Source organism: Leptothermofonsia sp. ETS-13 (genome assembly GCF_049200465.1).
Lineage (GTDB): Bacteria > Cyanobacteriota > Cyanobacteriia > Leptolyngbyales > Leptolyngbyaceae > Leptothermofonsia.
Map to the genome: position 1 here is coordinate 1268593 of NZ_CP120836.1, position 23040 is coordinate 1291632.

Genomic DNA, 23040 nt, shown 5'->3' on the forward strand with positions numbered 1-23040 from the left:
TGTAGCAATGTTTCATGAACAATCCTCTGGTTCATGCTTTCTTCGTGGGCAGAGCGCTATCTGAGGCGCTGTACGAGCAAGCAGAAAAGTTACTGACGAACGCTCTAAGTGAATTGGGCAAGCTGGATGCAGAACTGCGTCAGCAGTTGCACCAATTTACGACACAGGTGATTGAGCGAGCAAATCGAGAAGAAGAAGAAGCGATGCGCAGGCGTGGCACTGGCGTGGCCGGTCAAGCTTCTACAGAACCGGCGGATTTGCAAGCGATGATCGACGATTTGCGAGCGGAGATTGCTCAGTTACGAGCAGAATTAAAGCGCTACCGCAGTAGCCGCACCATGTAGCGTTTTCAGCCATTGCCTCACAATTGCAGCAATTAAAGCAACCGTTTAGGAATTCGAGTGTCTGTTTTTTCGCGCGACTCTGATCCTCCTCGACTCTCGGCAGATTCTGTCGAGGGCGATTGCATCTATCCCAGTCCTTCCAACTCCAACACAGAGGGCGACCCTGAAACCTGGGAAGACTTGACCAATGGAAGCAGGAAAAACAACTCTTTAGCCGTGGGTGATGATATCCCAGACAGTTTCGCCGCTTTAGAAAATCGGGAAAACTCAGAAGAGGAATCCTCGCAGAGTCGAATTTTCTCGGAAGAAGCTGTGGCTCATCATTACGAACAAACTTTGCAACCGAAGGGCTGGGCAGCCGAGGAAAGAGCTGCCGTTACCAAGTATCGCTCTAAGGCGAAATCCTACGGAGACAAGGCTTACCGCTGGAACCGCGACAACTATTCCCGCCATCGTCGTTTCCTGGACATTTGGGGATTTGTCTGGGCATTTCTGTTTGCCCTCTGGCTGTATCAAAAGCCCTGGAGTTATGCAGGCGGAATGACTGAGGCCAAGCAGGCAAAACGACGTCGGGCGATCGCTGTTTGGGTACGGGAAACTCTCCTCGATCTGGGACCCACCTTCATTAAAGTTGGGCAACTTTTTTCCACTCGTGCCGACCTGTTTCCCACCGAGTACGTAGAAGAACTCTCCAAACTTCAGGACAAAGTACCCGCCTTCAGTTACGAGCAGGCCAAAGCCATTGTTGAAGAAGACCTGGGCAAACCGATTCAGGAGCTTTATCGCAACTTCGATCCAATTCCTATCGCAGCGGCCAGTCTGGGGCAGGTGCATCGAGCCCAACTTCATTCAGGTGAAGAAGTGGTCGTCAAAGTTCAGCGTCCCGGTTTGCTGAAATTGTTTGCCATTGACCTGGCAATCCTAAAGGGCATCGCTCGCTATTTTCAGAACCATCCTGACTGGGGTAAGGGACGGGACTGGTTGGGCATTTATGACGAGTGCTGCCGGATTCTGCATGAAGAAGTGGACTACCTGAACGAAGGGCGCAATGCTGACACCTTTCGGCGCAACTTTCGAAATGAAGATTGGGTTCAGGTTCCCAGAGTTTACTGGCGCTATGCCTCGCCCCGCGTCCTCACTCTGGAGTATCTTCCTGGTATCAAGATCAGCCATTACGAAGCCCTGGAAGCCGCTGGCCTGGATCGCAAAGCGCTTGCTTACATGGGAGCCAGAGCTTATCTGCAACAGCTTCTCAATGATGGCTTTTTCCATGCAGACCCTCACCCCGGTAATATCGCCGCAAGCCCGGATGGTTCTCTCATTTTCTACGACTTTGGTATGATGGGGCGGGTTAAGCCTGTGACCCGCAAAAAACTGATGGAACTTTTCTTTGGGATTGCCCAGAAAGATTCTGAGCGGGTCGTCGCTGCCCTGATTGAACTGGGAGCCCTGGCCCCGGTGGAGGATATGGGGCCAGTTCGCCGCTCAATCCAGTTCATGCTGGATAACTTCATGGATAAACCGTTTGAAAACCAGTCTGTCAGCGAAATCAGTGATGATCTCTATGAAATCGCCTACGGTCAACCCTTTCGCTTTCCCGCAACCTTTACCTTTGTGATGCGGGCATTTTCTACTCTAGAAGGGGTTGGGAAGGGATTAGATCCCGAATTTAACTTTATGGAGGTTGCAAAACCTTTTGCAATGCGGCTTATGACTAATGGAAATCCTTCATCAGAAGCAAGTAGTATTTTAGGCGAACTCAGTCGGCAGGCTGCTCAGGTTAGCAGTACTGCGTTGGGTCTACCCCGCCGAATTGAGGAAACCCTCGATAAGCTGGAACGGGGTGATCTTAGAGTGCGAGTGCGTTCCATTGAAACAGACCGGATTCTTCGCCGCATGAATGGCGTTAATATGGGGACTAATTACACCTTGCTGGTCTGTACGTTTACTCTTTCGGCAACGATCATTCTGGCTACTGGAAACGGTTGGTGGGCACTGATACCGGCAATAGCAGCCATTGTGGCCGCGATCGCCCTCATTCGCCTACTCATCCGTCTAGAGCGAGCAGAACGAACCCCATAATCTCACAGTAAACTATTTGGTAGCCTGGCTTACGTGCCAAAAGAAGGGCAGCCACCGATGAAGCTTTTTTTTACGGGACAGACTGATGTAGGACTTCTGCGTTCCGTCAATCAAGATGCTTACTACATCGATCCAGATGGACGGTTCTTCATCGTGGCAGACGGGATGGGTGGGCATGCGGGTGGGCAGGAAGCCAGCCGGATTGCGACTCAAACCATTCAAAATTACTTACAAGACCACTGGTACTCCATTACAGATTCCCAGGTTCTTTTAGAAGAAGCCTTCCTCGCCGCAAACGAGGCTATTCTGCAAGATCAGCGTTACCATCCCGAACGCTCTGACATGGGTACGACAGCCGTAGTTGCTGTTTTTCGAGAAAAGCAGCCCTGGTGTGCCCATGTGGGAGATTCCCGCCTCTATCGGCTACGGGGTGCAAAGCTGGAGCAAATCACCGAGGACCATACGCTGGTGGCACGATTGATGAAGTGTGGAGAAATTACTGCCGACCAAGCCAGGGTTCATCCCCTGCGCCACGTTTTGGCCCAATGTTTGGGGCGGGAAGACCTCCAGGAAGTAGATATTCAACCCTTTCAGGTACAACCGGGCGATCGCCTCCTATTGTGCAGCGACGGTTTAACCGAAGAACTTTCGGACCAGCTGATTGCCTCTCACCTGAAATCGATTCGCGCCTGCGAGAAGGCCGCCACGGCCCTGATTAATGCGGCAAAAGACCGGGGTGGGCGGGATAATATTACGGTCGTCATCGTAGCAGTCGATGGACTGTCACGAGGCAATCGCTAGTGCGACTTTAGCGCACCGATTATGCAATTAGCAGGAGTCAAAGATCCTTTAGAGGAGACACTTTCCACTGGCTCATAATCTTGATGCTTCCCCCCCTCTATACGTGTGTCCCTTGAGTGAAACCCAACAACAAGCTGCCCTCAAACAGGGACTACGCTGCAAAGATGCTTTTACCCTGCGGCGCTGCCAAATCTTGCTGGCTAGGGCTAGACGTATCCAGCCCAGAGACATTGCCATCACGGTCGGTGGTAGTGTCCAAAACTGTTTGCAAGGTGATTCGTGCCTTCGAGCAGCAGGGGTTAGCTTGTTTGCACGCCTGATCGAGTTGTCCTAAAACGGTCAAACCCATCTTGGATGAGGACAAGCGCGCCCAATTGCGGCAGGTGCTCCATGCTATAGCTCTACGCAGGTGCGTTAGGACATTGGAATTAGAGAGGGAGTGGGGGCTTCGCCTCCAGCCAGGGGTTCCACCCCCTGCACCCCGTCCTAACCATAATGACTACCGCTATAATCTTTGGCAGGATGGCAAAGTTCGCTCCACCTGGACGTTAGACCTGTTGGCAGAAGTGGTTCACTAGCAGGGCATCACTGAACATAGCGAGATCACTGGTGAGTTTTTAGCCTGGATCGCTCAGCAAGTGAGTCAAATGGGTCAGCGAGTGCAGCCCTTAATTGGGGATAACGTGAGCTGGCACCTCTCCAAGCCTGTGCGGCCATGGGTCAGGCAACACCAGGCTCAAGTCAAGCGAACGGGAAATAGGGGCGATTGATTCTCTCTTACCTGTAAAAGTCTCTGCTTGAATGCGATTGAGCCGAAGTGGATTCATGCCAAGCGGGCCATTGTAGAACCACAACGGATACTGAGCGGACAAGAAGTTAAGACCAGAGTCTGTGACTATTTTGATTTTCCCTTGCTAGAACCCTTAGCAAAAAAGGTCTCCTGAAAATGCACTAGCTACTTAGTTCGATTTAGGAAAGGACAAAGAATCAATTGGATCGCTATAAGACAGATCAAGTGTTTGAGAAGCCTAAAGCCATGAGACAGAAGTAAAGTTTATTCTGACTCATGGCTCCTGGTTTCCTCCACTAAATTGGTATCAGAACGAGTTACGAACAAAAGCAACTCTAGAAAACTATGAAATTCCCTTAAAGGGAAGGGATCCAGAGGAAGGATTGTTCCTGGTGAAGAGTAGCTGGAGGCTATTATTATTGGAGGTAAAAATAAGGAGTGAATGGCCGTCATCACTCCTAATTGCCCCAATCTTGCCTCTAACTCATGGAGACCTGCATGGCGAATTGTCTAGATCATCTGCGGAGTTTACTAGACCATGCCAGCGATTTAATTCAAGTAATGACTCCTGATGGGCAAATAATCTACGCCAATCAGGCGTGGTGTAGAGTGCTTGGCTATCAACAGGCAGAAGTCCCTACCCTGTCTTTTTTTGACTTGTTGCAGCCAGACAGCCGCGATCGCATTCAACAAATTCTCTTTCCCCTCCAAACTAATACTTCCAATCGGGATATGGAGGCAACATTACGGGCCAAAAATGGTCATGCGATTTTGGTAAAGGGAAGGATCTGTTATAACGAAAATCGTGGCTCTCCAGAAATCTGGAGCCTCTGGCAAAGAGCAGCATCACTTCAAGCCTTCCCTTCCCCTACCCAAGCACCCCACAATCTCTCCCAAACCAGCTTACAGCAACAGCAGGTCCAGGAAGCTTTACAACAAAGTGAAGACCGCTATCGCACCGTTGTTGCTGCCTTGCAAGAAGGCGTTGTGTTGCTGGATGGGGAGGGGCGGATCTGTACCTGCAATGCCAGCGCAGAAAGAATCCTGGGACTATCGGCTGAGCAGCTCAGCGGACTCAATTCCTTCGATCTGTCCTGGAATACCATCTCTGAAGATGGCTCCCCCTTTTTAGCAGAAATGCACCCTGTATTTCTAACTCTGCGGACGGGCAAACCCTACTCCAATGTAATCATGGGAATTTACAAACCTGATGGTGGGTTGGCCTGGGTTTCAGTCAATTCCCAACCGCTGTTCCGCAGCGGTGAAACCGTTCCCTATGGGGTTGTTGCCTCATTTTCAGACATTACCTCCCGCAAACAGGCAGAAGAAGCTCTGCGTCGCAGTGAACGACGTTATCGTGCTATTGTGGAAGACCAGACGGAGCTTGTTTGTCGTTTTCTCCCCGATGGCACCCTCACCTTTGCCAACGAAGCCTATTGCCAGTTGTTCGGCATTTCCCAGGAAGAATTGGTAAGGCACTCTTACAAAATGTTCCTGCTAGCGCTGGATAAGGAAACTGAAGCCCACCTTACCGCTGCTGCAAATCCAGAGAAACCTGTTAGCTGGTTGGAGCATCAGGTCATTTTGCCGAACGGAGAAGTTCGCTGGCAGCGGTGGAGCAACCGGGCAATTTTTGATGATTGTGGTCGATGTGTGGAATTTCAGGCTGTCGGACGGGACATTACTGCCTGGAAGCGACTGGAAGAATCCCTCATAGCATCAGAGGCTAAACTCAGCGACATCCTTCATAATGCTGGAGCCGCTATAGTCCGTTTTCGACTATTTGCTAATCTGCGATTCCAATATGAATTCTATTCCCAAGGCAGTGAGGTAATTTTCGGATATTCCGTTGAAGAACTTATGCAAGAAGATGGATTATGGATATCCTGTCTCCATCCTGATGATTTTGAGGCAAGAGTTCTTCCCGCCTTTAATCGTATATATGAGGAACATCCAATCACCGTCGAATATCGCTTCCGACAAAAAGATGGCTCCTGGCGATGGATATCAGAAACATCGATTTCAAAGAGAGATGAAGAGGCAGATTGCTGGGTTGTGACCTGTGTCGCGACTGACATTACTAACCGGAAGCGCGCCGAGAGAGAACTACAAGAAATCAGCACTGCCCTAAGTAACGCGGTAGAAGGGATTTCGCAACTTAATGCTCTGGGTCACTATGTCAAGGTGAACCAGGCCTATGCCAATGCTATGGGTTACTCACCTGAAGAACTGATTGGTCAATCCTGGCAAATTACCGTCTACCCTGAAGATTTAAATAGACTAACAACGGCTTATCAACAAATGGTAGACACTGGGAAAGCTGAAGTTGAAACCAGGGGACAACGTAAGGATGGCACTTTCTTCTATAAGCAGGTTTTTATGCTTGCCATCTACAATGAGCAGCGGCAGTTTACCGGACATTACTGCTTCATGAAAGACATTAGCGATCGCAAACGAGCTGAAGCAGAAATTGTGAAAGCACTGGAAAAAGAAAAGGAGTTGAACGAACTCAAGTCCCGCTTTGTGTCTATGATTTCCCACGAATTTCGCACTCCGTTGACCACCATTCAATCTGCTACCGAACTGCTTGAGTACTATGAGTGGTCGCAGGCAGAAAAACGGGAACGGTTTCAGCAAATTCATATCGCTGTTCAGCACATGACTCAACTCCTGGAGGATGTGCTCTTGATTGGTAGAGTCGAGGCTGGAAAACTGGGCTTCAACCCCAGTCTGATTGATCTAACAGCGTTTTGCCGCCAACTGGTGGCCGAAACCCAACTCACCACCGACCATAAATACTGCATCACCTTCAACAGCCAGGAACAAGCACAAAACACATGGATCGACCAGAAGTTGTTGCGCCAAATTCTGACCAATCTACTTTCGAATGCCATTAAATATTCGCCTAATGGCGGAAACATTGAATTAGGGTTGAACTATGGCACAAATATCATCCAGCTATGGGTAAAAGATGAAGGTATTGGCATTCCCCCCGAAGCGAGGGAACACGTATTTGAGGCGTTCTTCCGGGCAAAAAATGTGAGTACGATTCAAGGAACAGGCTTAGGGCTAGCCATTGTCAAAAAGTGCGTCGAACTTCATAAAGGAACGATTAGGCTAGAGAGCGAAGTTGGCGCTGGCACTACCTTTATCATTACCCTTCCAGGAGTTGTTGATTGTGAGGATAAAAAAGGGGCTGGATGAGTAGGATTTCGTTCCAATTCATCCTGCTTTTCAGCAGCGTCCCCTTCTGCTCGATGCCCGCTAAAGGAAAAAAACTATGCCGAGGATTTTGGTTATTGAAGATGAAAAATCCGTTCGCACCAACATCTTAGATTTGCTCAAAGTGGAAGGATATGAAGTGTTTGGAGCCGAAAACGGTCGAATTGGATTACAGATGGCTCAAGAACACCTCCTCGATCTGATTATTTGTGACGTACTGATGCCTAAAATGGATGGCTTTGAGGTTCTGCGTACACTCCATGAAAATCCTGAAACCCAAACCATTCCGTTCATTTTTCTAACGGCTAAAGCAGAACGTGCTGACTTTCGTCAGGGTATGGAATTAGGTGCCTATGATTACCTGACTAAACCCTTTACCCGCACCGAATTATTGGGAGCCGTCACCACTCAACTAAAGAAGCGGGAACAGATTATGCAGCAATACTCAACGGTATGTGCTCAACTGGAAGCGTTGACATCAAAGATTCGAGAATTACAACAGATGGCGGATGTCAAAGATCGACTCTTAGACAATCTGATTGAGGAATTAAGAGAACCTATTTCCAACATCAGTATGACCATTACTTTGTTAAAAGAAAAAGTACCAGGAGCTCAGCGCGATCGCTACCTGGAGATCTTGCAGGAAGAATTTTCTCGTGAAGTGAACCTGCTTAATCAGGTCTCTGACCTGCAACAGATTTTGACCCCTGCCAATGTCAAGCTACTGCGCCAGTTTAGTCTTCTACAAGAAAAGGGCGAAGTATAGATCCTACAGCGCGGAGACTTCTCACCATGCCCAAAATCTTAGTAATTGAAGACGAGCAGCCAGTTCGAATAAACATCGTGGCAATGCTGAAAGCAGAAGGGTTTCAAGTAATCTTAGCAGAAGATGGGCAGATCGGTGTTCAGCTAGCGCAGGAACACATTCCCGATCTCATCATCTGTGATATCACGATGCCCCAGCTAGACGGATTTGGGGTACTGGAAGTTTTACAGCAAACCCCAACCACCAGCACCATTCCGTTCATCTTTCTGTCTGCGAAATCCGAACGGAGCGACTTTCGGCGGGGAATGAACTTAGGAGCCGATGACTATTTGACCAAACCCTTTACCCGCACTGAGCTGCTGGAGGCCATTTGCACCCGGTTGACCAAGCAGTCCGCAGTAATGGAGCTAAAACAGAAACTGGAAGAAATTCAGCAGTCAAATCTGCTCAAGGATGACTTTGTTAGCACGGTTGCGCACGAATTGCGGAGCCCGCTCATGACCATGAAGATGGCCATCCAACTGCTACAAACGACCCAGGACACCAAGCGTCATGTGACCTATCTGGAAGTCTTGCAGGCCGCCTGCAATCATGAGGTGGAGCTGATTGATAACCTGTTAGATTTGCAACGCCTGGAGGCGCGAACCTGGCAGGATGAAGCTGAATTAATTGACCTGCGAACCTGGGTTCCAGGGATTGTAGAACCCATCCGAATGCGAGCCCAGCAGCGACAGCAAATCGTTCAGATAGAAATTTGCCCGGACTTGTCACCCGTCAGGGCAAATCAGTTTGGCCTGGAGCGGATCATCACTGAACTATTTACGAATGCCTGTAAGTACACCCCTCCAGGTGGCAAAATTTGTCTAAAATTATTTGCCGGAAACAGCTCAAGCATGAAGGCTGAATTTGGCTCGACCACTCTTAGTCAGATTTTTACTGCGCAGAGAATAACGATTGAATCAACAGCCTTTTGCTTTATGTTGAGTAATGAGGCAGAAATCCCTGCCAATGCGATTCCCCATCTGTTTGAGCGATTCTACCGGGTACCTAAAAGCGATCGCTGGCAACAGGGGGGTACTGGCCTAGGGTTGAGTCTGGTCAAGAAATTTGTGGAACAGATGCACGGTTCCATTTATGTACATAGTGCCAACGGTTGGGCTCACTTTATTGTTCAACTTCCAATTAAACGCTAATGGACGATTGTCGCACCATCCTGATTATTGATGACTCTGCTGATGATCGCGTCATCTATCGTCGCTTCTTACAGGGAGATAAACACTACACCTACTACATCGTCGAAGCTGCGCAGGTATCAGAAGCTTTAGATTTGTGCCGCCAGGCAATGCCTGATGCCATTCTGGTTGATTTCATGCTGGCCGACTCAGATGGATTGGAGTTTCTGAACCAGTTGAAGCTCCAGACTGGTAGCAGCCTTTTGCCAGTTATTTTCTTAACCGGGTATGGAGATGAAATGATTGCTGTTCAAGCAATGAAGAGCGGCGCTCAAGACTATCTCATCAAAGGCAAGGTGACAGCGGAAGTTCTTTGCCGCGCCATTCACAGCGTTATAGAACGGGTGGCACTGCTACAACAATTAGAGCAAAGTCGGGAACAGCAACGTTTGGCCCTGGAACAGGCCCATGCCAGTGAACGTTGCTATGCCGCCCTTGCTGCCGCCGCTCCCGTAGGTATCTATCGAACTGATGCCAGTGGCAAAGGCATCTACTACAACGACCTGGTCAGCACCATCACTGGCTTATCCCCCCAAGAGTTGCTGAATCAACAATGGAGTCAAGCACTTCACCCCGACGATCGCGATCGCGTCCTGGCAGAAAGAACTCAAGCACTTCAATCCGGCAGTCCACTTCATGCCGAATATCGATTTCAACACCGCGATGGAAAAATTGTTTGGGTCGTTGAAAGAGCCGTCCCCCAACTCGATCAAAACAGACAAATCGTTGGTTACATCGGCATATATACGGACATCAGCGATCGCAAACAGGCAGAAGCCGCCCTCAAAAAAAGTGAAGCTCGCTATCGGGCGATTGTGGAAGATCAAACGGAATTTATTACGAGATTTCTACCCGACACCACCCTTACTTTCGTGAATCAGGCATACTGCCGCTATTGGGAGAGCGAACCCGCTGAAATCCTCAACACGTCTTTCCTGTCTCATATTCCCGAAGAAGAGTGTAACTTTGTCAAACAGCAGTTGGCATCCCTCTCCATTGAGAATCCCTTCATAATCAGTGAACATCGGGTCAAATTACCCAATGGTGAAATTCGCTGGCATCGGTGGAGAGACCGGGCCATTTTTAATGACCAGGGAGAAATTATAGAGTACCAGTCAGTTGGGCAGGACATTACCGAACAGATAAAAGCTGAACGGATGCTGCAAAATCTGGTTGAAGGAACTGCCTCCACAACAGGAGATGATTTTTTCCCTGCCCTTGTTCGTTTGATCGCCCAGGCTTTTGGAGTGCGCTATGCGATCGTCACAGAATTGGTAGACAATCAATTCCAGACCCTCGCCTTCTGGTCAAACAACCAGCTCCAAAACAATCAAAGCCTCCGTTTCAGTCCCACTCCCTGCGAAAAAACCCTGCAACAGGGCTTGTATTACCGTCCAAGCCAGCTCTGCCAGGCATTTCCTAACAATCCAGAACTCGTTGCATTAGAAGCGGAAAGCTACCTGGGCGTTGCCCTGCTAGATGCCGCTGGAAATCCCCTTGGTAGCCTCTGTATCATTGATGATCGGCCAATACCTGACCCTAAATCCTTTGAAGGCATCCTACGAGTTTTTGCCGCTCGTGCTGCCGCAGAATTAGAACGAAAGCGAGCAATCAATGCCCTCCAAAAACTGAATGCAAAACTGGAATCACGCGTCGCAGAACGCATGGCAGAACTCGTCAATACCGTTGAACAACTAAACCAGGAAATTCGAGAGCGCAAGCAGATAGAAGCGGCGCTGCGTGAAAGTGAATCCCGCTTTCGCAGTATGGCCAACAGTGCCCCTGTACTACTGTGGATGGCTGGAACAGATGGGATTTGTAATTTCTTCAACCAAAGCTGGCTCAACTTCACAGGTCGAACCCATGAGCAGGAGTGCGCCGGTGGCTGGACAGAAAACATTCACCGTGATGATCTGCCAGAGTACCTAAGCGTTCAACAATCCGCTTTTTCTGCTCGCCGAGAATTTCAAATGGAATATCGCCTGAAACGAGCCGATGGAGTATATCGCTGGATTTTGGATAATGGTAAGCCCCGGTTTACACCCGAAGGCAGTTTTGCAGGCTACATTGGCTGCTGTATCGACATCACCGAACGTAAACAGGCAGAAGCCGAGCAAGCGCGAGTAGAAGAGGAAATTCGCAAAGCACTGGCGAAAGAGAAAGAACTCAATGAACTCAAGTCTCGCTTTGTCTCCATGATTTCCCACGAGTTCCGCACACCACTCACCACGATTCAATCTGCCACAGACCTGTTGCGGTACTATGAGTGGTCACCGGATGAGAAGCAGGAACGTTTCCAGCAAATTTACGAAGCGGTTCAACATATGACCCAACTTTTGGAAGACGTGTTGCTGATTGGCAAAGCCGAAGCTGGAAAACTCGACTTCATCCCCAAACCATTGGACTTAGAAGCAATCTGTCAGCAACTGGTGGCAGATTTTCAACTCGGAACAGGCAGTAAGCATCTCCTTTCTTTTTCCAGCCAGGGAACAGTTCAGGAAGTGTGGATCGATCAAAAACTGTTGCGCCAAATTTTGACCAATCTGATTTCCAATGCTGTTAAATATTCGCCTGAAGGTGGAAAGATTGAACTTAAGCTGACGTATTCTTCCGATAGGGTCGATTTGCAGGTTCAGGATGAGGGTATTGGTATTCTCTCCCATGAAATGGCTCGTCTGTTTGAGACGTTCTTTAGAGGCTCAAATGTGGGGACAATTCAGGGGACAGGGTTGGGGTTGGCTACAGTTAAACGCTGCCTCGATTTGCACGGAGGGTACATTGCTGTCACCAGTGAAGTGGGCAAAGGAACAATCTTCACTGTTACGCTTCCGCTGGCACAGCCCCTCAACTCCAAGTCAGAGCCCTTTTTCATTGATGATTAAATTAAGGGAGCCCGTAGGAGTAACGTAGCTATTGTCAGATTGCTAAGACATATAGCGGTAGTCATTATGGTTAGGACGGGGTGCAGGGGTGGAAACCCTGGCTGGGGGCGAAGCCCACACACTCCCTTAAAACCAATGTCCTAAGCGACCTGGCGGCAGCTATAAGATTTATTCTGATTCTTGGCTTCTGGCTCCCCTGGCTTCCTCCATCAGGCATCTACCGTCAAAATTGTTTAAATTGGTATTACCTAAAATTGCACTTCATAACCCACCTCGGTGCTTAAACCTCCGAGGTTTTGGCAAAAGGCGTAAGTCCTGATGAATTGGAAACGCTGCTGTAAACCTGCTTGTAATAAGCCTGGTATTCTGGCGAAAGGAGGGGCTGCCACCACTCCCGATGATTCAGATACCACTGCACGGTCTTTCGTAAGCCACTTTCAATGGTTTCGGCAGGAGCCCAACCGATTTCAGTCTTGAGCTTGGTCGCATTAATGGCGTAACGGCGATCGTGACCAGGACGGTCTTTGACAAAGGTGATGAGTTTGTGGCAAGGGCGCACAGGTAACTCGGGGGCCAGTTCTTCCATCAAGTCACAAAGCTTATGCACCAGGTCAATATTCTTGACCTCATTGTTACCACCAATATTGTAGGTTTCACCGGGTTTGCCCCGATGAAGCACTGCATCCAAGGCACTACAGTGATCGCCTACATAGAGCCAGTCTCGAACGTTCTGCCCATCCCCATACACAGGTAGCGGCTTGCCCATGAGAATGTTGATGCACATCAATGGGATGAGTTTTTCTGGGAAGTGATAAGGCCCGTAGTTATTGGAGCAATTAGTAATGAGGGTGGGTAGACCGTAGGTGTGATGATAGGCCCGCACGAGGTGATCGCTTCCCGCTTTTGAAGCCGAGTAGGGGCTGTTGGGTGCGTAGGGTGTGGTTTCTGAAAAGGCAGGGTCATCTGGACTCAGACTGCCATAGACTTCATCGGTAGAAACGTGGTGGAAGCGGAAGTGGGCAGGCTGATTGTGCAGATTCCAGTATTGGCGGAAAGCTTCTAGAAGAGTGAAGGTACCTACTACATTTGTACGAATAAAGGCTTCCGGGCCGAGGATGGAACGATCAACATGGGATTCTGCTGCAAAATGGGCAATGAGGTCGATCGCCTCCTCTTGCAACAACGTATCGATCAGCGGGCGATCGCAAATGTCTCCCTGCACAAAGCGTAAATTGGCCCGTCCTTCCAGTTTGGTCAGGTTATTGCGATTCCCTGCATAGGTGAGGGCATCCAACACCACAACGCGATCGCCAGGATAGCGATCGCACCAATAATGCACAAAATTAGAACCAATAAACCCGGCTCCACCTGTAATCAAAATCCTGCGGGGTTCCCTGGTCAAAAGCGTTTGTTCCACAATTGCTACACTCTCCAAACAATCACACCAGTAGGACAAAGTTGAGATTTAGCCGAATCATTCAAAATTCCATCAAAACGTCTCAATGGAAACATTTCTGCATCAGGTCAATTCAATTTGGGAATCATCACCAATCATGAAGCGCAGAGCTTTAGGACGCTGGGGAGCAGCCTTGAGTCGGGCTCGCTGCCCAATCACACTGTCTACAATTCGTTGGTGAATCCCTGTTACCGTTGCTCCCTGCAAAATGACGCTGTGTTCCAGGTCTACATCCACTAGGGTGACCTGATCTGCAATACTGCTGTAGGGACCAATGAAGCAATTTTCCAGATGGCAATCTCTACCAATCGTGACCGGACCACGGACGGTGCAATTAATCAACCGTGAACCTGAGCCAACCCTCACCCGACCAAAGATCTGGCTTTGAGCATCTACTTCTCCAGCCATATCGGACTGTAAACAGGTGTCCAGGATAATCTGGTTGGCTTCCAGCAGGTCATCTTTTTTACCCGTATCCAGCCACCAACCTTCAATGCGGCGAGCTTCTACCTGCTTCTGGTAATTAATCAAATCTTGAATGGCATCTGTAATTTCCAGTTCACCACGTGCGGAGGGTCGGATCCGGTCGATCGCGTCATGAATCGTATTGGCAAAGAAATAAATTCCCACCAGCGCCAGGTTAGAAGGGGGTACCTTTGGCTTTTCAACCAGATGGAGCACTCGACCCTGGGCATCGACCTGGGCAACCCCAAAGGCTGTTGGGTTCGCTACCGGGCGAAGCAGGATCAGCGCATCCATATGCTGCTCCTTGAAATCATTCAAGAACGAGCCCAATTCACTTTGAATCAGGTTGTCGCCCAGGTACATAACAAACGGGTCATCCCCAAGGAAAGGGCGGGCAACCTTAACGGCGTGGGCAAGCCCTGCAGGCTTTTCTTGAAGAATGTAAGTGATATTGGCACCAAAACGCTCTCCATCGCCGGTCTTCAGTTTCACCTCTTCTCCAGTTTCGGGGCTGATGATAATGCCAATATCGGTGATACCGGCTGCAACGATCGCTTCAATCCCGTACCAGAGGATGGGTTTGTTTGCAACTGGAACCAACTGCTTGGCTCCGGTATAGGTGAGGGGGCGTAGCCGTGTACCCTTACCGCCACTGAGAATGATTGCTTTCATGGGGACGTTTCTGTAAGAGAGTCAGGTTAGAAATAAACTTCAGCCGCTCGAAAAAGCTGCCCTGCCTGATCTTTGGCTGACAGGACGGGTTCTCCTGTCAGGGCCCAATCAATCGCCAGGTCAGGATCGCTCCAGAGAATACACCGCTCATGTTGGGGGGCATAGTAATCCGTTGTTTTGTAGAGAACTTCAGCCACCTCTGAAACCACCAGAAATCCGTGGGCAAATCCTGGCGGCACCCAAAGCATCTTCTTGTTCTCCGCACTGAGAATACAACTGACCCATTGCCCAAAGGTCGGTGAATTTTTGCGAATATCAACGGCCACATCAAATATGGTTCCCACAACTGCCCGCACAAGCTTCCCTTGCGGTTGCTGAATTTGGTAGTGGAGCCCCCGCAGCACATTTTGGCGGGAACGGGAGTGATTGTCCTGAACAAAGCGATTTGTAATCCCAACTTTGTCAGCAAAAGCACGCTCGTTATAGCTCTCTAGGAAAAAACCACGGTCGTCACCGAAAACGCGGGGTTCAATAATCAGAACATCAGGAATCTTGGTCGGCAAAACATTCATCACGGTTTCCTCAAAACGCCCAATTTCCGGTACTGTTGGATTCCTTCATCAAGGATCGCTCAGAAAAGGCAAGACCCCCTTAAAGCTTAGGCAAGGTTCAAACTTTCTCCAAGCTCCAAAGAGTGGCAGCTATTTCATTAACTCATCAAAAGATTCCCTTGGAAAACCTAAATCGGGCTGTAGCCTTTATAGCCCGTTCGTTTGTAAATTTCCACGGGATCTATCGGGGCTTTACTGGAAAAATAAAGTTATGGAGGAATCAAATCTTTAGATTGAGTGAAGCTTGAGCTTGTATCGTCAAGCCGTTTGAGCGATCGCAGGCATTCCATTTTGTTCAACTTTTATGAACTTTTGATGCAGTAATTCTGGTAAGCCCAGGGTTGCAGCATTAGAGGCTACGGAGAAACGGAGCATGGGATGATATAACGTTCACAAATAGTTTGTGAACAAGGGGGGAGCGAAGTCCTCACGCAGAGATTCCACTTCTGCACCCCGCTCAAATTTTAAGAAGATCGCTACACATAGCAGAGAGCGAGTCCAAAGGCATAGGCAGTTCATTGTCGCTAGTAGGGAAAGACGGTGAATAATTTGAAGGTGATTATCGTTGGTTCGGGCATTGGAGGGTTGACAGCCGGTATTGCGCTACGGCAGGCGGGGTACGAAATCGAGATTTATGACCGGGTGAGGGAATTGCGTCCGGGAGGGGCGGGTATTTCTCTCTGGTCTAACGGGGTGAAGGTTCTCAATCGTCTGGGATTGGGTAGCAAAATGGCGGCAATTGGTGGATTGATGAACCGAATGCAATACCGCCGCCACACAGGAGAATTACTGAATGATATTGATTTAGCCCCTCTGATTGAAGAAGTTGGGCAGCGCCCCTACCCGGTAGCACGAGCCGATTTACAACAAATGCTATTGGAAGCTTACGGGGAGGATGTTCGGCTGGAGTGTAAGTGTGTCGGTGTTCATCAAGATGCGACGGGGGTAACGGCCTATTTTGAAAATGGGCACACGGCAAGGGGAGATTTGCTGGTAGCGGCGGATGGAGTGCGCTCAATTCTACGCCAGTATGTGTTAGAGGAGAAGGTAGAGCCTGACTATGTTGGCTATGTGAACTGGAATGGGTTGGTTCCGGTGGATCCGGAACTAGCTCCCAAAGATATGTGGATGATTTACGTGGGAGAACACAAGCGGGTGTCGCTAATGCCCGTAGGGGGCGATCGCTTCTACTTTTTCTTTGATGTCCCCATGACGAAGGAGGATGCCCAGCAAGCGGGGGACATTCGCACTGATTTAACGGTCTTTTTTACAGGCTGGGCAGACCCTGTACAAACCCTGATCCAGCGTCTTGACCCTGAAAAGACCAACCGAGTTCTGATCCATAGTGTGGGTCCCCTGTCTCGAATGGTAAGAGGTCGAATCGCGTTGTTGGGAGATGCCGCCCATACGACCTGTCCTGACCTGGGGCAGGGGGGATGTCAGGCATTGGAGGATGCCCTGGTGCTGACCCACTATTTGATGACGACAAATCTGGGCATCGAATATGCGCTCAAGCGTTATGAAAGGGAGCGGATGGAACGAGCTAATCCAGTTGTGGAGAAGGCTCGCCGACGAGCTGAGCAGATTCATGGAAAAGACCCGAATGTAACCCAACAATGGTACGACCAGTTGGCAAGCGAGAAACCTACAGATGTGACAGGGGCGATCGCCAAGATCATTCTGGCAGGACCCATGCGATAACTCATTTATAATGCCAATGCCCTATGCCAGGTAAACTCACAACCCATGTTCTCGATACGGCCCACGGGTGCCCTGCCGTCAGTATGACAGTGGAGTTATGGACGGTTGATCCGCAAACCGGGCAAAAGATGCTCTTAAAGACAACCTCCACTAATTCGGATGGGCGTACAGATACTCCTTTATTGAGTGCTGGAGAATTGAAAGTGGGGGTTTATGAACTTGTATTTTCTGTGGGTGATTACTTTGCTCAAAAATCTGTTCATATTTCCAATCCGCCGTTCTTAAATCGGGTCCCAATTCAGTTTGGCATTGCTGACCCAGATGCGCACTACCATGTGCCCTTACTCACCTCGCCCTGGTCTTACAGCACTTACCGGGGAAGCTAGTGGACGATGGCATCAGTCCAGTAACCATTGGGTTGGGGAGTGGAGAGTAGGAGGGAGCCAGAATGGTATCCGTATTCCCGCCGTGCTGTACTAGGGAAAGGAATTGTCCCTATTCGCAAGATGCGGCGTTGCTGAAAAGCAGTATGAATCGAAACGAAGTTTCGAGCATACAGCACCTATTTCATAGCCAAATTCAGCAACGCTGGGACGGCTGACTACCGTTGAGTTAGAAACCCTTGTGAAGAAAACGAAGCGAATTGCCCATGCCTTACTTGATCGCTGAATTGAACCAGATGAACCAGGAGGAGTTTGTTGGGGCGGTGGGAGCGGTGTTTGAAGATACACCTGCGATCGCCCAGCAAGCCTGGAACAGCCGCCCCTTTGCCAATATCACAGACCTGCATCAAAAAATGGTTGTTGTGCTTAGCTCTATGAGCCGGGAAGAACAACTGGCATTAATCCGGGCTCATCCCGATTTGGGCAGCAGGGCCAAAATGGCAGAGGCTTCCGTTAAAGAGCAGGCTGGAGTTGGGTTAGACAGGCTTACTCTGGAGGAATTTGAACGGTTTCATGCCCTCAATCAAGCCTACAAAGACCAGTTTGGGTTTCCTTTCATTGTGGCGGTCAAAAATCACACAAAAGCCAGCATTCTAGAAGCTTTTGAGCATCGGTTACAGAACCCGGTGAAGGTGGAAATGGAGACAGCGATCGCCGAAATTGCCGAAATTGCACGATTTCGCTTACTCGATTTGATATCGGATTCCGAATGAATGGCTATAGCTGTCGCCAGGTTGCTTAGGACATTGGCTTTAAGGGGATGTGGGGCGAAAAGCCCCCAGCCAGGGGTTCCACCCCTACACCCCGTCCTAGGCCTGGTGGCTATCGCTATAAAAAAAGAACCCAGCAGCCCCCTGCTGGGTTGAAACATTCGTACTTGAGGAATGTGTATGCTTTTAAGATACCCATTGCAAAGTCGGCACTAACTCCCCCGTGTGCGCTATCTTGCCGGGTGATTCCTGGCTCACCAGCCTGGGTGAGAAGAGAAAAATAGGGGTGGGGAAGTGGGAAGTAGGGATATTAGACCATTGCTTCGATCGCTTCAATTTCCGTCGGTAGGGCAGCCGTTAACACTTCAGTTCCCGTTTCGGTTACCAGTACGTCGTCTTCAATCCGAATCCCACGGACATCGGAAAAATCAGAGAGTCGTTCCCAATTCACAGCATCGGAATACTTTGCCCGCCGTTCAGGGTCATTCAAAATGGCGGGAACTTGATAAAAGCCCGGTTCAATGGTGACGACCATACCCGGTTGCAGGGGACGGTCGAGGCGGAGGTAGTTTAAGCCGAAGCGATCGCTCCTGACTCGGCCTGCAGCATAGCCTGCCAGATCACCCAAATCCTCCATGTCGTGGACATCCAGCCCCAGCAAGTGCCCAACACCGTGGGGAAAAAACAGGGCATGGGCATCCCTATCCACTAAATCCTGTGGTTGCCCGTTCAAAATGCCAAGGTCGATCAATCCTTCTGCAATTACGGTTGCCGCCAGTAGATGAATATCCCGATACTCCACACCGGGTTGCATAGCCGCGATGCAAGCATCGTGGGCTGCCAGCACAACTTCGTAAATTGCTCGTTGGGTTGCGGAAAATCGACCGGTCGCCGCCCAGGTGCGGGTCACATCGGAGGCCCAGCCAGACTGGGTTTCTGCTCCAGCATCTACCAGAATCAGATCGCCCGGTTGAATCGCATGGTGGTACTGGTCGTTATGCAACACTTCGCCATGCACCGTAACGATACTGGAATAGGCAGGAGTGGCATTGTAAGCCATCATCACCCCTTCAATGGCAGCCCGTACCTGGGACTCTATTTTTGCTTTACGAGTGGCTGCCATCCCAGCCTGGTGGGCTTCTACAGTGACTGATACAGCCTCACAGATTTCTGCCAGTGCAGCAGCATCATGACTGAGCCGCAGGGAGGCGATCGCCTCAGCCAATTGCCGATCAATCCCACTCAGATTGGTGGAAGGCGAGAGCATCCGGTTCAAAAAGCGGGATTGCAGCAAGCGAGTGACGGCATCCTGAACGGGAATAGTGCCCGCGCCATCGGCCATTGACTTCAGGTAAGCGGTGGGGTAGGCATTATCAGCCCCGATCTGTTCCGCGATCGCCTGGCGGCTGGGTGACTCTCCATGCCACAGGGCGGTGTCTGGAGCTGGCTCATCCATAAACAGTTCCAGCCTGCCTGACTCTAACCGAATCGCTGCGTTTTCTAAAGGCAATCCAGCAAAGTAGAGAAAGTGACTGCTGGCTCGAAATGGGAAATGATTTGCTGCAAAATTCCGTGGGCTACTGGCACCTGACCAGAGAATCACTGGAAAGTCTACCAGTTCTGCTAACCGCTGACGCCGTGCCTTCAGCGTATCTGCGATGGGTTCGGTTCTACCAACGGTTTTCATTGCAATCAGACGGGAAGACGAGGGTAAGTGGTAGGTTTCAGAAATGGTCAGTTATATAGCGATAGCCACCAGGCTGAGGACGGGGTGCAGGGGTGGAACCCCTGGCTGGGGGCGAAGCCCCCACTCCCTCTCTAATTCCAATGTTCTAATTCCAATGTTCTAATTCCAATGTCCTAATGCACCCGCGTAAAGCTATGACAATCAAATTAGTTTTATCTTAAAAAGCTGAAGGGGGGCAGTGTTCACCATCATTATTTCAGTGCGATTCCGCTATCTTTCATCCTTTGCCAGCACTCCATTCAGGAAAATATCGGCAATTCCTTCCGCCATTTCCTGCATGTCCTTAGCTGAGCTTCCGGGTTCCATAATGGTGCTCTGGCTAAAACCGGCGACCGTGAACATGCCCAGAAACACCCGTGCCACCATTCTGGGGTCCATGCGTCGATAAATCCCCTGATCCATCGCCGTCTGAAAAAAGGCTTCGGCCACATCGGTCATTTTGGCAATCACTTCAGACTGGATGCGATCGCGCAAATCTGGATGAAACTGTGCTTCCATAAAGCACACACGCAGCATGTCGGCATTTTCATGCAGGTGCAGCATACGTCGCCGCATCACCTGTGCTACGGCCTTGTAACTGCCCATCTCGCTCAGTTCTGTCAGCAGGTCGGTCAAAATTTCAACCCATCCCCGAGTTGCAACTTCGATTAAAATCGCCTTTTTATTCGGGAAATGACGAAACAGGGTTCCTTCTGCCACCTCTGCGGCATCCGCCAGGTCGCGGGTTGTGGTGCCGTCGTATCCTTTGCGGGCAAACAGGCGCAACGCTGCTTTCAGGATACGAGTCCGAGTTTCAGTCTCGGCAGGCGACAGGGGATGGGTTCGCATAGCTCTCTCTAAAAGTTAGGGACTGATAAAGTTAGGAATATCCAACCCTATGTGTAGCGCTATTTTCTATTGCAAGGTAGCGAAAATAGCGCAAGCGACACAGATCATTACAGATTTTATTTCAGGAAGCGCTGGTTTCCCAGATTCAATTGGAAGCAGGAGCGTCTCGTCTGAGCCTTACCAAGCTGGAGCCTGGTCACAAGAAATCGGCAAACCATGGAGGAAGCAAATGGATGCATGGAAATTGGGTACCAACTACTGCTGCTGGGTTAGTAGATGCGCGATCGCACAAACTGATCTAACCGTTCCATTCCGATCTTAATGGTTTCCATATCGGTGGCGTAGGAGAGGCGGATACAGTCATTGGCACCGAAAGCAATACCGGGAACGACGGCGACTTGATACTCTGTCAGTAAAGCCTCACTGAATTCAAGGGAGGTGAGCCCGGTTTTCTCAATGCTGGGAAAGAGATAAAAAGCACCGTCTGGCCTGGGGCAGGTCAACCCCGGAATGGAGTTGAGTGCATCCAGCATGAATTGACGCCGTTGGGCAAAGGCCTGCCGCATTTCTTCTACGGGTGTCTGAGAACCTTCGAGGGCGGCGATCGCGCCGTACTGAGCAAAGGTGCAGACATTTGAGGTGCTGTGTCCCTGAATCGTGATGCAGGCCCGGATCAGATCTACCGGACCTGCCAGGAAGCCAACTCGCCAGCCTGTCATGGAGTAGGCTTTGGCAAAACCACTACTGACAATGGTGCGATCGTAGGCTTCTGGGCTGGCTGCCCCAATACTGAAATGTTCGGCTCCGTCGTAGAGCAGCTTTTCGTAAATCTCATCGGATACAACGTAAATGTCATTTTCAACTACAACCTCTGCCAGGGCTTTGATCTCATCTGGCGTGTAAACCATCCCGGTTGGATTGGAAGGGGAGTTGAGGACAAAGAGTCGTGTTTGGGGTGTAATGGCCTGGCGCAACTGTTCCGGAGTGATTTTGAATCCACCTTCGGCAGTGGTTTCGACAATCACGGGGGTTCCTTCTGCCAGTTTCACCATTTCTGGATAACTGACCCAGTAAGGGGCAGGGATAATCACCTCATCTCCTGGCTCAATCGTTGCCAGAAACAGGTTGAACAGGGAATGTTTACCGCCATTGGTGACAATGACATTTTCTGCCCCGTAGCAGAGTAGATTTTCTTTCTGGAGTTTTTGGGCGATCGCTTCCCGCAGTTTTGGCTCTCCTGCGGCGGGACCATATTTAGTTTTGCCATCTGCCAGAGCTTTCTGGGCGGCTTCCACAATATGGGTCGGGGTTGGAAAGTCAGGCTCACCCACGCTGAAGCTACAGACGTTAATGCCCTCGGCCTTCATGGCTTTTGCTTTGGTATCGACGGCCAGGGTTAATGAGGGGGTGACCTGTCCAACACGCGCTGCCAGTTTCATCGCCAATCCTTTTTTAAGTCTGTTTTGCCACTAGTTCAGGATACCCCAGGAGCGAAGACCCAGCATTGTTTTTCGAAGTTTGTCAACTATTCAAGACGTTACTGGCATTGTTGAATCTGGGTATGAAGAATCTGGGTATGAAATTGTTGTACCGCTTCAGTTATTGCATGAGGTAGTAAAGTTTAAATCACAATTGCAGTAAGGAGGATTGAAATACAGAAGGAGCTTCACGAGCTACCTTTTATACCCATCATTCATCCATATGCAATCATTGTTACACAAGATTGTGACCTCGATTGGGATTATAAAGCTAGAGGAATTAACAACAATCCAGCTAAGCTCTTAAATTCGATCGTTTTATGTGAAATAGATACAGCAGAATCAATTAGAAGCGCAGAAGGAATGAATCGAAAGGAATGGGAACTGGTTGTTGCTCATCGTCATGAAAGTTTTTTTTGAAAAAATTCCCCCTGAATGCGAGATGGAGCAAGAAGGTTTACCTGAACTTATTGCTGATTTCAAAAGAGTTTTTGGTATAGATGCGGCAACTTTGTATCGTCAAATTGAACTTGGTATGGTCAAACGTCGAACAACTTTAGCTAGTCCATATTTGGAGCATTTTTCTAAACGATATCATAGTTTTCACGGTAGAGTTGCGCTACCTTTTCAATATGAAAGTGAACGTGAGAGATAGGAGTTGCTGCCCCTGATTCAGAAATCGGGGATCTAACAGCCGACAATCCTTTCCCTTTTCAACCTTCAGGGTGCGACGAGTCGCATGGGTAGTTGGTGTTAAAACAAACCGTGAGTGTAAACTCAGAACATTTAAATGGGTTGTTATGGATTATT

General features: G+C 49.5%; 20 protein-coding genes. 12 read left to right on the plus strand and 8 right to left on the minus strand.

The genetic code is table 11. From position 1 onward, the window contains the following. Positions 1–14: 14 nt before the first annotated feature. From P4D80_RS05750 to P4D80_RS05760, 3 genes are read left to right on the plus strand one after another with little or no spacing between them, the layout of a single operon-like run. The gene (locus tag P4D80_RS05750; protein ID WP_421657983.1) at positions 15–344 is read left to right on the plus strand and encodes a DUF6825 family protein; all 330 of its coding nucleotides are present in this window, start codon (positions 15–17) and stop codon (positions 342–344) included. Positions 345–401: 57 nt separating this feature from the next. Then, on the plus strand, positions 402–2426 hold the full coding sequence (locus P4D80_RS05755; RefSeq protein WP_421657984.1) for an ABC1 kinase family protein: 2025 nt from the start codon (positions 402–404) through the stop codon (positions 2424–2426). A 57-nt stretch (positions 2427–2483) separates the two neighbouring features. After that, positions 2484–3227: a Stp1/IreP family PP2C-type Ser/Thr phosphatase gene (locus P4D80_RS05760; RefSeq protein WP_421657985.1), complete on the plus strand. Its 744-nt coding sequence runs from the start codon at positions 2484–2486 to the stop codon at positions 3225–3227. Positions 3228–3378: 151 nt separating this feature from the next. Here P4D80_RS05760 and P4D80_RS05765 read toward each other — a convergent pair whose 3' ends face one another. Further along, positions 3379–3576 carry a hypothetical protein gene (locus tag P4D80_RS05765; protein WP_421657987.1) on the minus strand — a complete coding sequence of 66 codons (198 nt, stop codon included), beginning with the start codon at positions 3574–3576 and terminating at the stop codon, positions 3379–3381. 1 nt (position 3577) lies between these two features. Between P4D80_RS05765 and P4D80_RS05770 the strand changes: the two genes are divergently transcribed. From P4D80_RS05770 to P4D80_RS05790, 5 genes are all read left to right on the plus strand, one after another. Continuing rightward, a complete protein-coding gene (locus P4D80_RS05770) occupies positions 3578–3805 on the plus strand; it encodes a hypothetical protein (protein WP_421657988.1) in 228 nt (75 codons plus the stop codon). Between the two features lie 710 nt (positions 3806–4515). Beyond that, entirely contained in the window at positions 4516–7221 is a 2706-nt protein-coding gene (locus P4D80_RS05775; protein ID WP_421657989.1) for a PAS domain-containing sensor histidine kinase, read from the plus strand. Positions 7222–7297: 76 nt separating this feature from the next. Next, positions 7298–8005: a response regulator gene (locus P4D80_RS05780; RefSeq protein WP_421657990.1), complete on the plus strand. Its 708-nt coding sequence runs from the start codon at positions 7298–7300 to the stop codon at positions 8003–8005. 26 nt (positions 8006–8031) lie between these two features. Then, positions 8032–9198 (plus strand): hybrid sensor histidine kinase/response regulator, encoded by a 1167-nt coding sequence (locus P4D80_RS05785; protein ID WP_421657991.1) that lies wholly within the window; start codon positions 8032–8034, stop codon positions 9196–9198. Continuing rightward, entirely contained in the window at positions 9198–12119 is a 2922-nt protein-coding gene (locus P4D80_RS05790; RefSeq protein WP_421657992.1) for a PAS domain S-box protein, read from the plus strand. Before P4D80_RS05785 ends, P4D80_RS05790 begins: the two co-directional genes overlap by 1 nt. Before the next feature lie 280 nt (positions 12120–12399). On the opposite strand, the gene rfbB is transcribed toward P4D80_RS05790, so the two are convergent. The 3 genes from rfbB to rfbC form a co-directional block, all read right to left on the minus strand. After that, positions 12400–13539 carry a dTDP-glucose 4,6-dehydratase gene (gene rfbB, locus P4D80_RS05795; protein ID WP_421659491.1) on the minus strand — a complete coding sequence of 380 codons (1140 nt, stop codon included), beginning with the start codon at positions 13537–13539 and terminating at the stop codon, positions 12400–12402. Positions 13540–13638: 99 nt separating this feature from the next. Beyond that, complete coding sequence (locus P4D80_RS05800; protein WP_421657994.1) at positions 13639–14712, minus strand: glucose-1-phosphate thymidylyltransferase; 1074 nt, start codon at positions 14710–14712, stop codon at positions 13639–13641. Between the two features lie 26 nt (positions 14713–14738). Further along, the gene (gene rfbC / locus P4D80_RS05805) at positions 14739–15284 is read right to left on the minus strand and encodes a dTDP-4-dehydrorhamnose 3,5-epimerase (RefSeq protein WP_421657995.1); all 546 of its coding nucleotides are present in this window, start codon (positions 15282–15284) and stop codon (positions 14739–14741) included. A gap of 579 nt (positions 15285–15863) precedes the next feature. Here rfbC and hpxO point away from each other — a divergent pair. Continuing rightward, positions 15864–17024, plus strand: a complete 1161-nt coding sequence (gene hpxO / locus P4D80_RS05810) for an FAD-dependent urate hydroxylase HpxO (RefSeq protein ID WP_421657996.1) — start codon at positions 15864–15866, stop codon at positions 17022–17024. 23 nt (positions 17025–17047) lie between these two features. Beyond that, on the plus strand, positions 17048–17410 hold the full coding sequence (gene uraH / locus P4D80_RS05815; protein WP_421657997.1) for a hydroxyisourate hydrolase: 363 nt from the start codon (positions 17048–17050) through the stop codon (positions 17408–17410). Here the strand turns inward: uraH and P4D80_RS05820 are convergent. Then, the gene (locus P4D80_RS05820) at positions 17407–17586 is read right to left on the minus strand and encodes a hypothetical protein (protein ID WP_421657998.1); all 180 of its coding nucleotides are present in this window, start codon (positions 17584–17586) and stop codon (positions 17407–17409) included. The two genes, uraH and P4D80_RS05820, sit on opposite strands and share 4 nt — an antisense overlap. Positions 17587–17673: 87 nt before the next feature. Between P4D80_RS05820 and uraD the strand changes: the two genes are divergently transcribed. Continuing rightward, complete coding sequence (gene uraD, locus P4D80_RS05825; protein WP_421658000.1) at positions 17674–18180, plus strand: 2-oxo-4-hydroxy-4-carboxy-5-ureidoimidazoline decarboxylase; 507 nt, start codon at positions 17674–17676, stop codon at positions 18178–18180. A 307-nt stretch (positions 18181–18487) separates the two neighbouring features. On the opposite strand, the gene P4D80_RS05830 is transcribed toward uraD, so the two are convergent. The 3 genes from P4D80_RS05830 to P4D80_RS05840 form a co-directional block, all read right to left on the minus strand. After that, the gene (locus P4D80_RS05830; RefSeq protein ID WP_421658001.1) at positions 18488–19864 is read right to left on the minus strand and encodes an aminopeptidase P family protein; all 1377 of its coding nucleotides are present in this window, start codon (positions 19862–19864) and stop codon (positions 18488–18490) included. A gap of 270 nt (positions 19865–20134) precedes the next feature. Beyond that, entirely contained in the window at positions 20135–20752 is a 618-nt protein-coding gene (locus tag P4D80_RS05835) for a TetR/AcrR family transcriptional regulator (RefSeq protein WP_421658002.1), read from the minus strand. 269 nt (positions 20753–21021) lie between these two features. Next, positions 21022–22191, minus strand: a complete 1170-nt coding sequence (locus P4D80_RS05840; protein ID WP_421658003.1) for a pyridoxal phosphate-dependent aminotransferase — start codon at positions 22189–22191, stop codon at positions 21022–21024. 442 nt (positions 22192–22633) lie between these two features. Here P4D80_RS05840 and P4D80_RS05845 point away from each other — a divergent pair, with 442 nt between their 5' ends. Continuing rightward, positions 22634–22885 carry a hypothetical protein gene (locus P4D80_RS05845; protein WP_421658005.1) on the plus strand — a complete coding sequence of 84 codons (252 nt, stop codon included), beginning with the start codon at positions 22634–22636 and terminating at the stop codon, positions 22883–22885. Positions 22886–23040: the final 155 nt, after the last annotated feature.

Coding starts and splice junctions, on each gene's coding strand:
- P4D80_RS05750 (WP_421657983.1), top strand. CDS start 15: ATGAACAATCCTCTGGTTCATGCTTTCTTCGTGGGCAGAGCGCTATCT.
- P4D80_RS05760 (WP_421657985.1), top strand. CDS start 2,484: ATGAAGCTTTTTTTTACGGGACAGACTGATGTAGGACTTCTGCGTTCC.
- P4D80_RS05765 (WP_421657987.1), bottom strand. CDS start 3,576: ATGGGTTTGACCGTTTTAGGACAACTCGATCAGGCGTGCAAACAAGCT.
- P4D80_RS05775 (WP_421657989.1), top strand. CDS start 4,516: ATGGCGAATTGTCTAGATCATCTGCGGAGTTTACTAGACCATGCCAGC.
- P4D80_RS05780 (WP_421657990.1), top strand. CDS start 7,298: ATGCCGAGGATTTTGGTTATTGAAGATGAAAAATCCGTTCGCACCAAC.
- P4D80_RS05785 (WP_421657991.1), top strand. CDS start 8,032: ATGCCCAAAATCTTAGTAATTGAAGACGAGCAGCCAGTTCGAATAAAC.
- P4D80_RS05790 (WP_421657992.1), top strand. CDS start 9,198: ATGGACGATTGTCGCACCATCCTGATTATTGATGACTCTGCTGATGAT.
- P4D80_RS05800 (WP_421657994.1), bottom strand. CDS start 14,712: ATGAAAGCAATCATTCTCAGTGGCGGTAAGGGTACACGGCTACGCCCC.
- rfbC (WP_421657995.1), bottom strand. CDS start 15,284: ATGAATGTTTTGCCGACCAAGATTCCTGATGTTCTGATTATTGAACCC.
- uraH (WP_421657997.1), top strand. CDS start 17,048: ATGCCAGGTAAACTCACAACCCATGTTCTCGATACGGCCCACGGGTGC.
- uraD (WP_421658000.1), top strand. CDS start 17,674: ATGCCTTACTTGATCGCTGAATTGAACCAGATGAACCAGGAGGAGTTT.
- P4D80_RS05830 (WP_421658001.1), bottom strand. CDS start 19,864: ATGAAAACCGTTGGTAGAACCGAACCCATCGCAGATACGCTGAAGGCA.
- P4D80_RS05835 (WP_421658002.1), bottom strand. CDS start 20,752: ATGCGAACCCATCCCCTGTCGCCTGCCGAGACTGAAACTCGGACTCGT.
- P4D80_RS05840 (WP_421658003.1), bottom strand. CDS start 22,191: ATGAAACTGGCAGCGCGTGTTGGACAGGTCACCCCCTCATTAACCCTG.
- P4D80_RS05845 (WP_421658005.1), top strand. CDS start 22,634: ATGAAAGTTTTTTTTGAAAAAATTCCCCCTGAATGCGAGATGGAGCAA.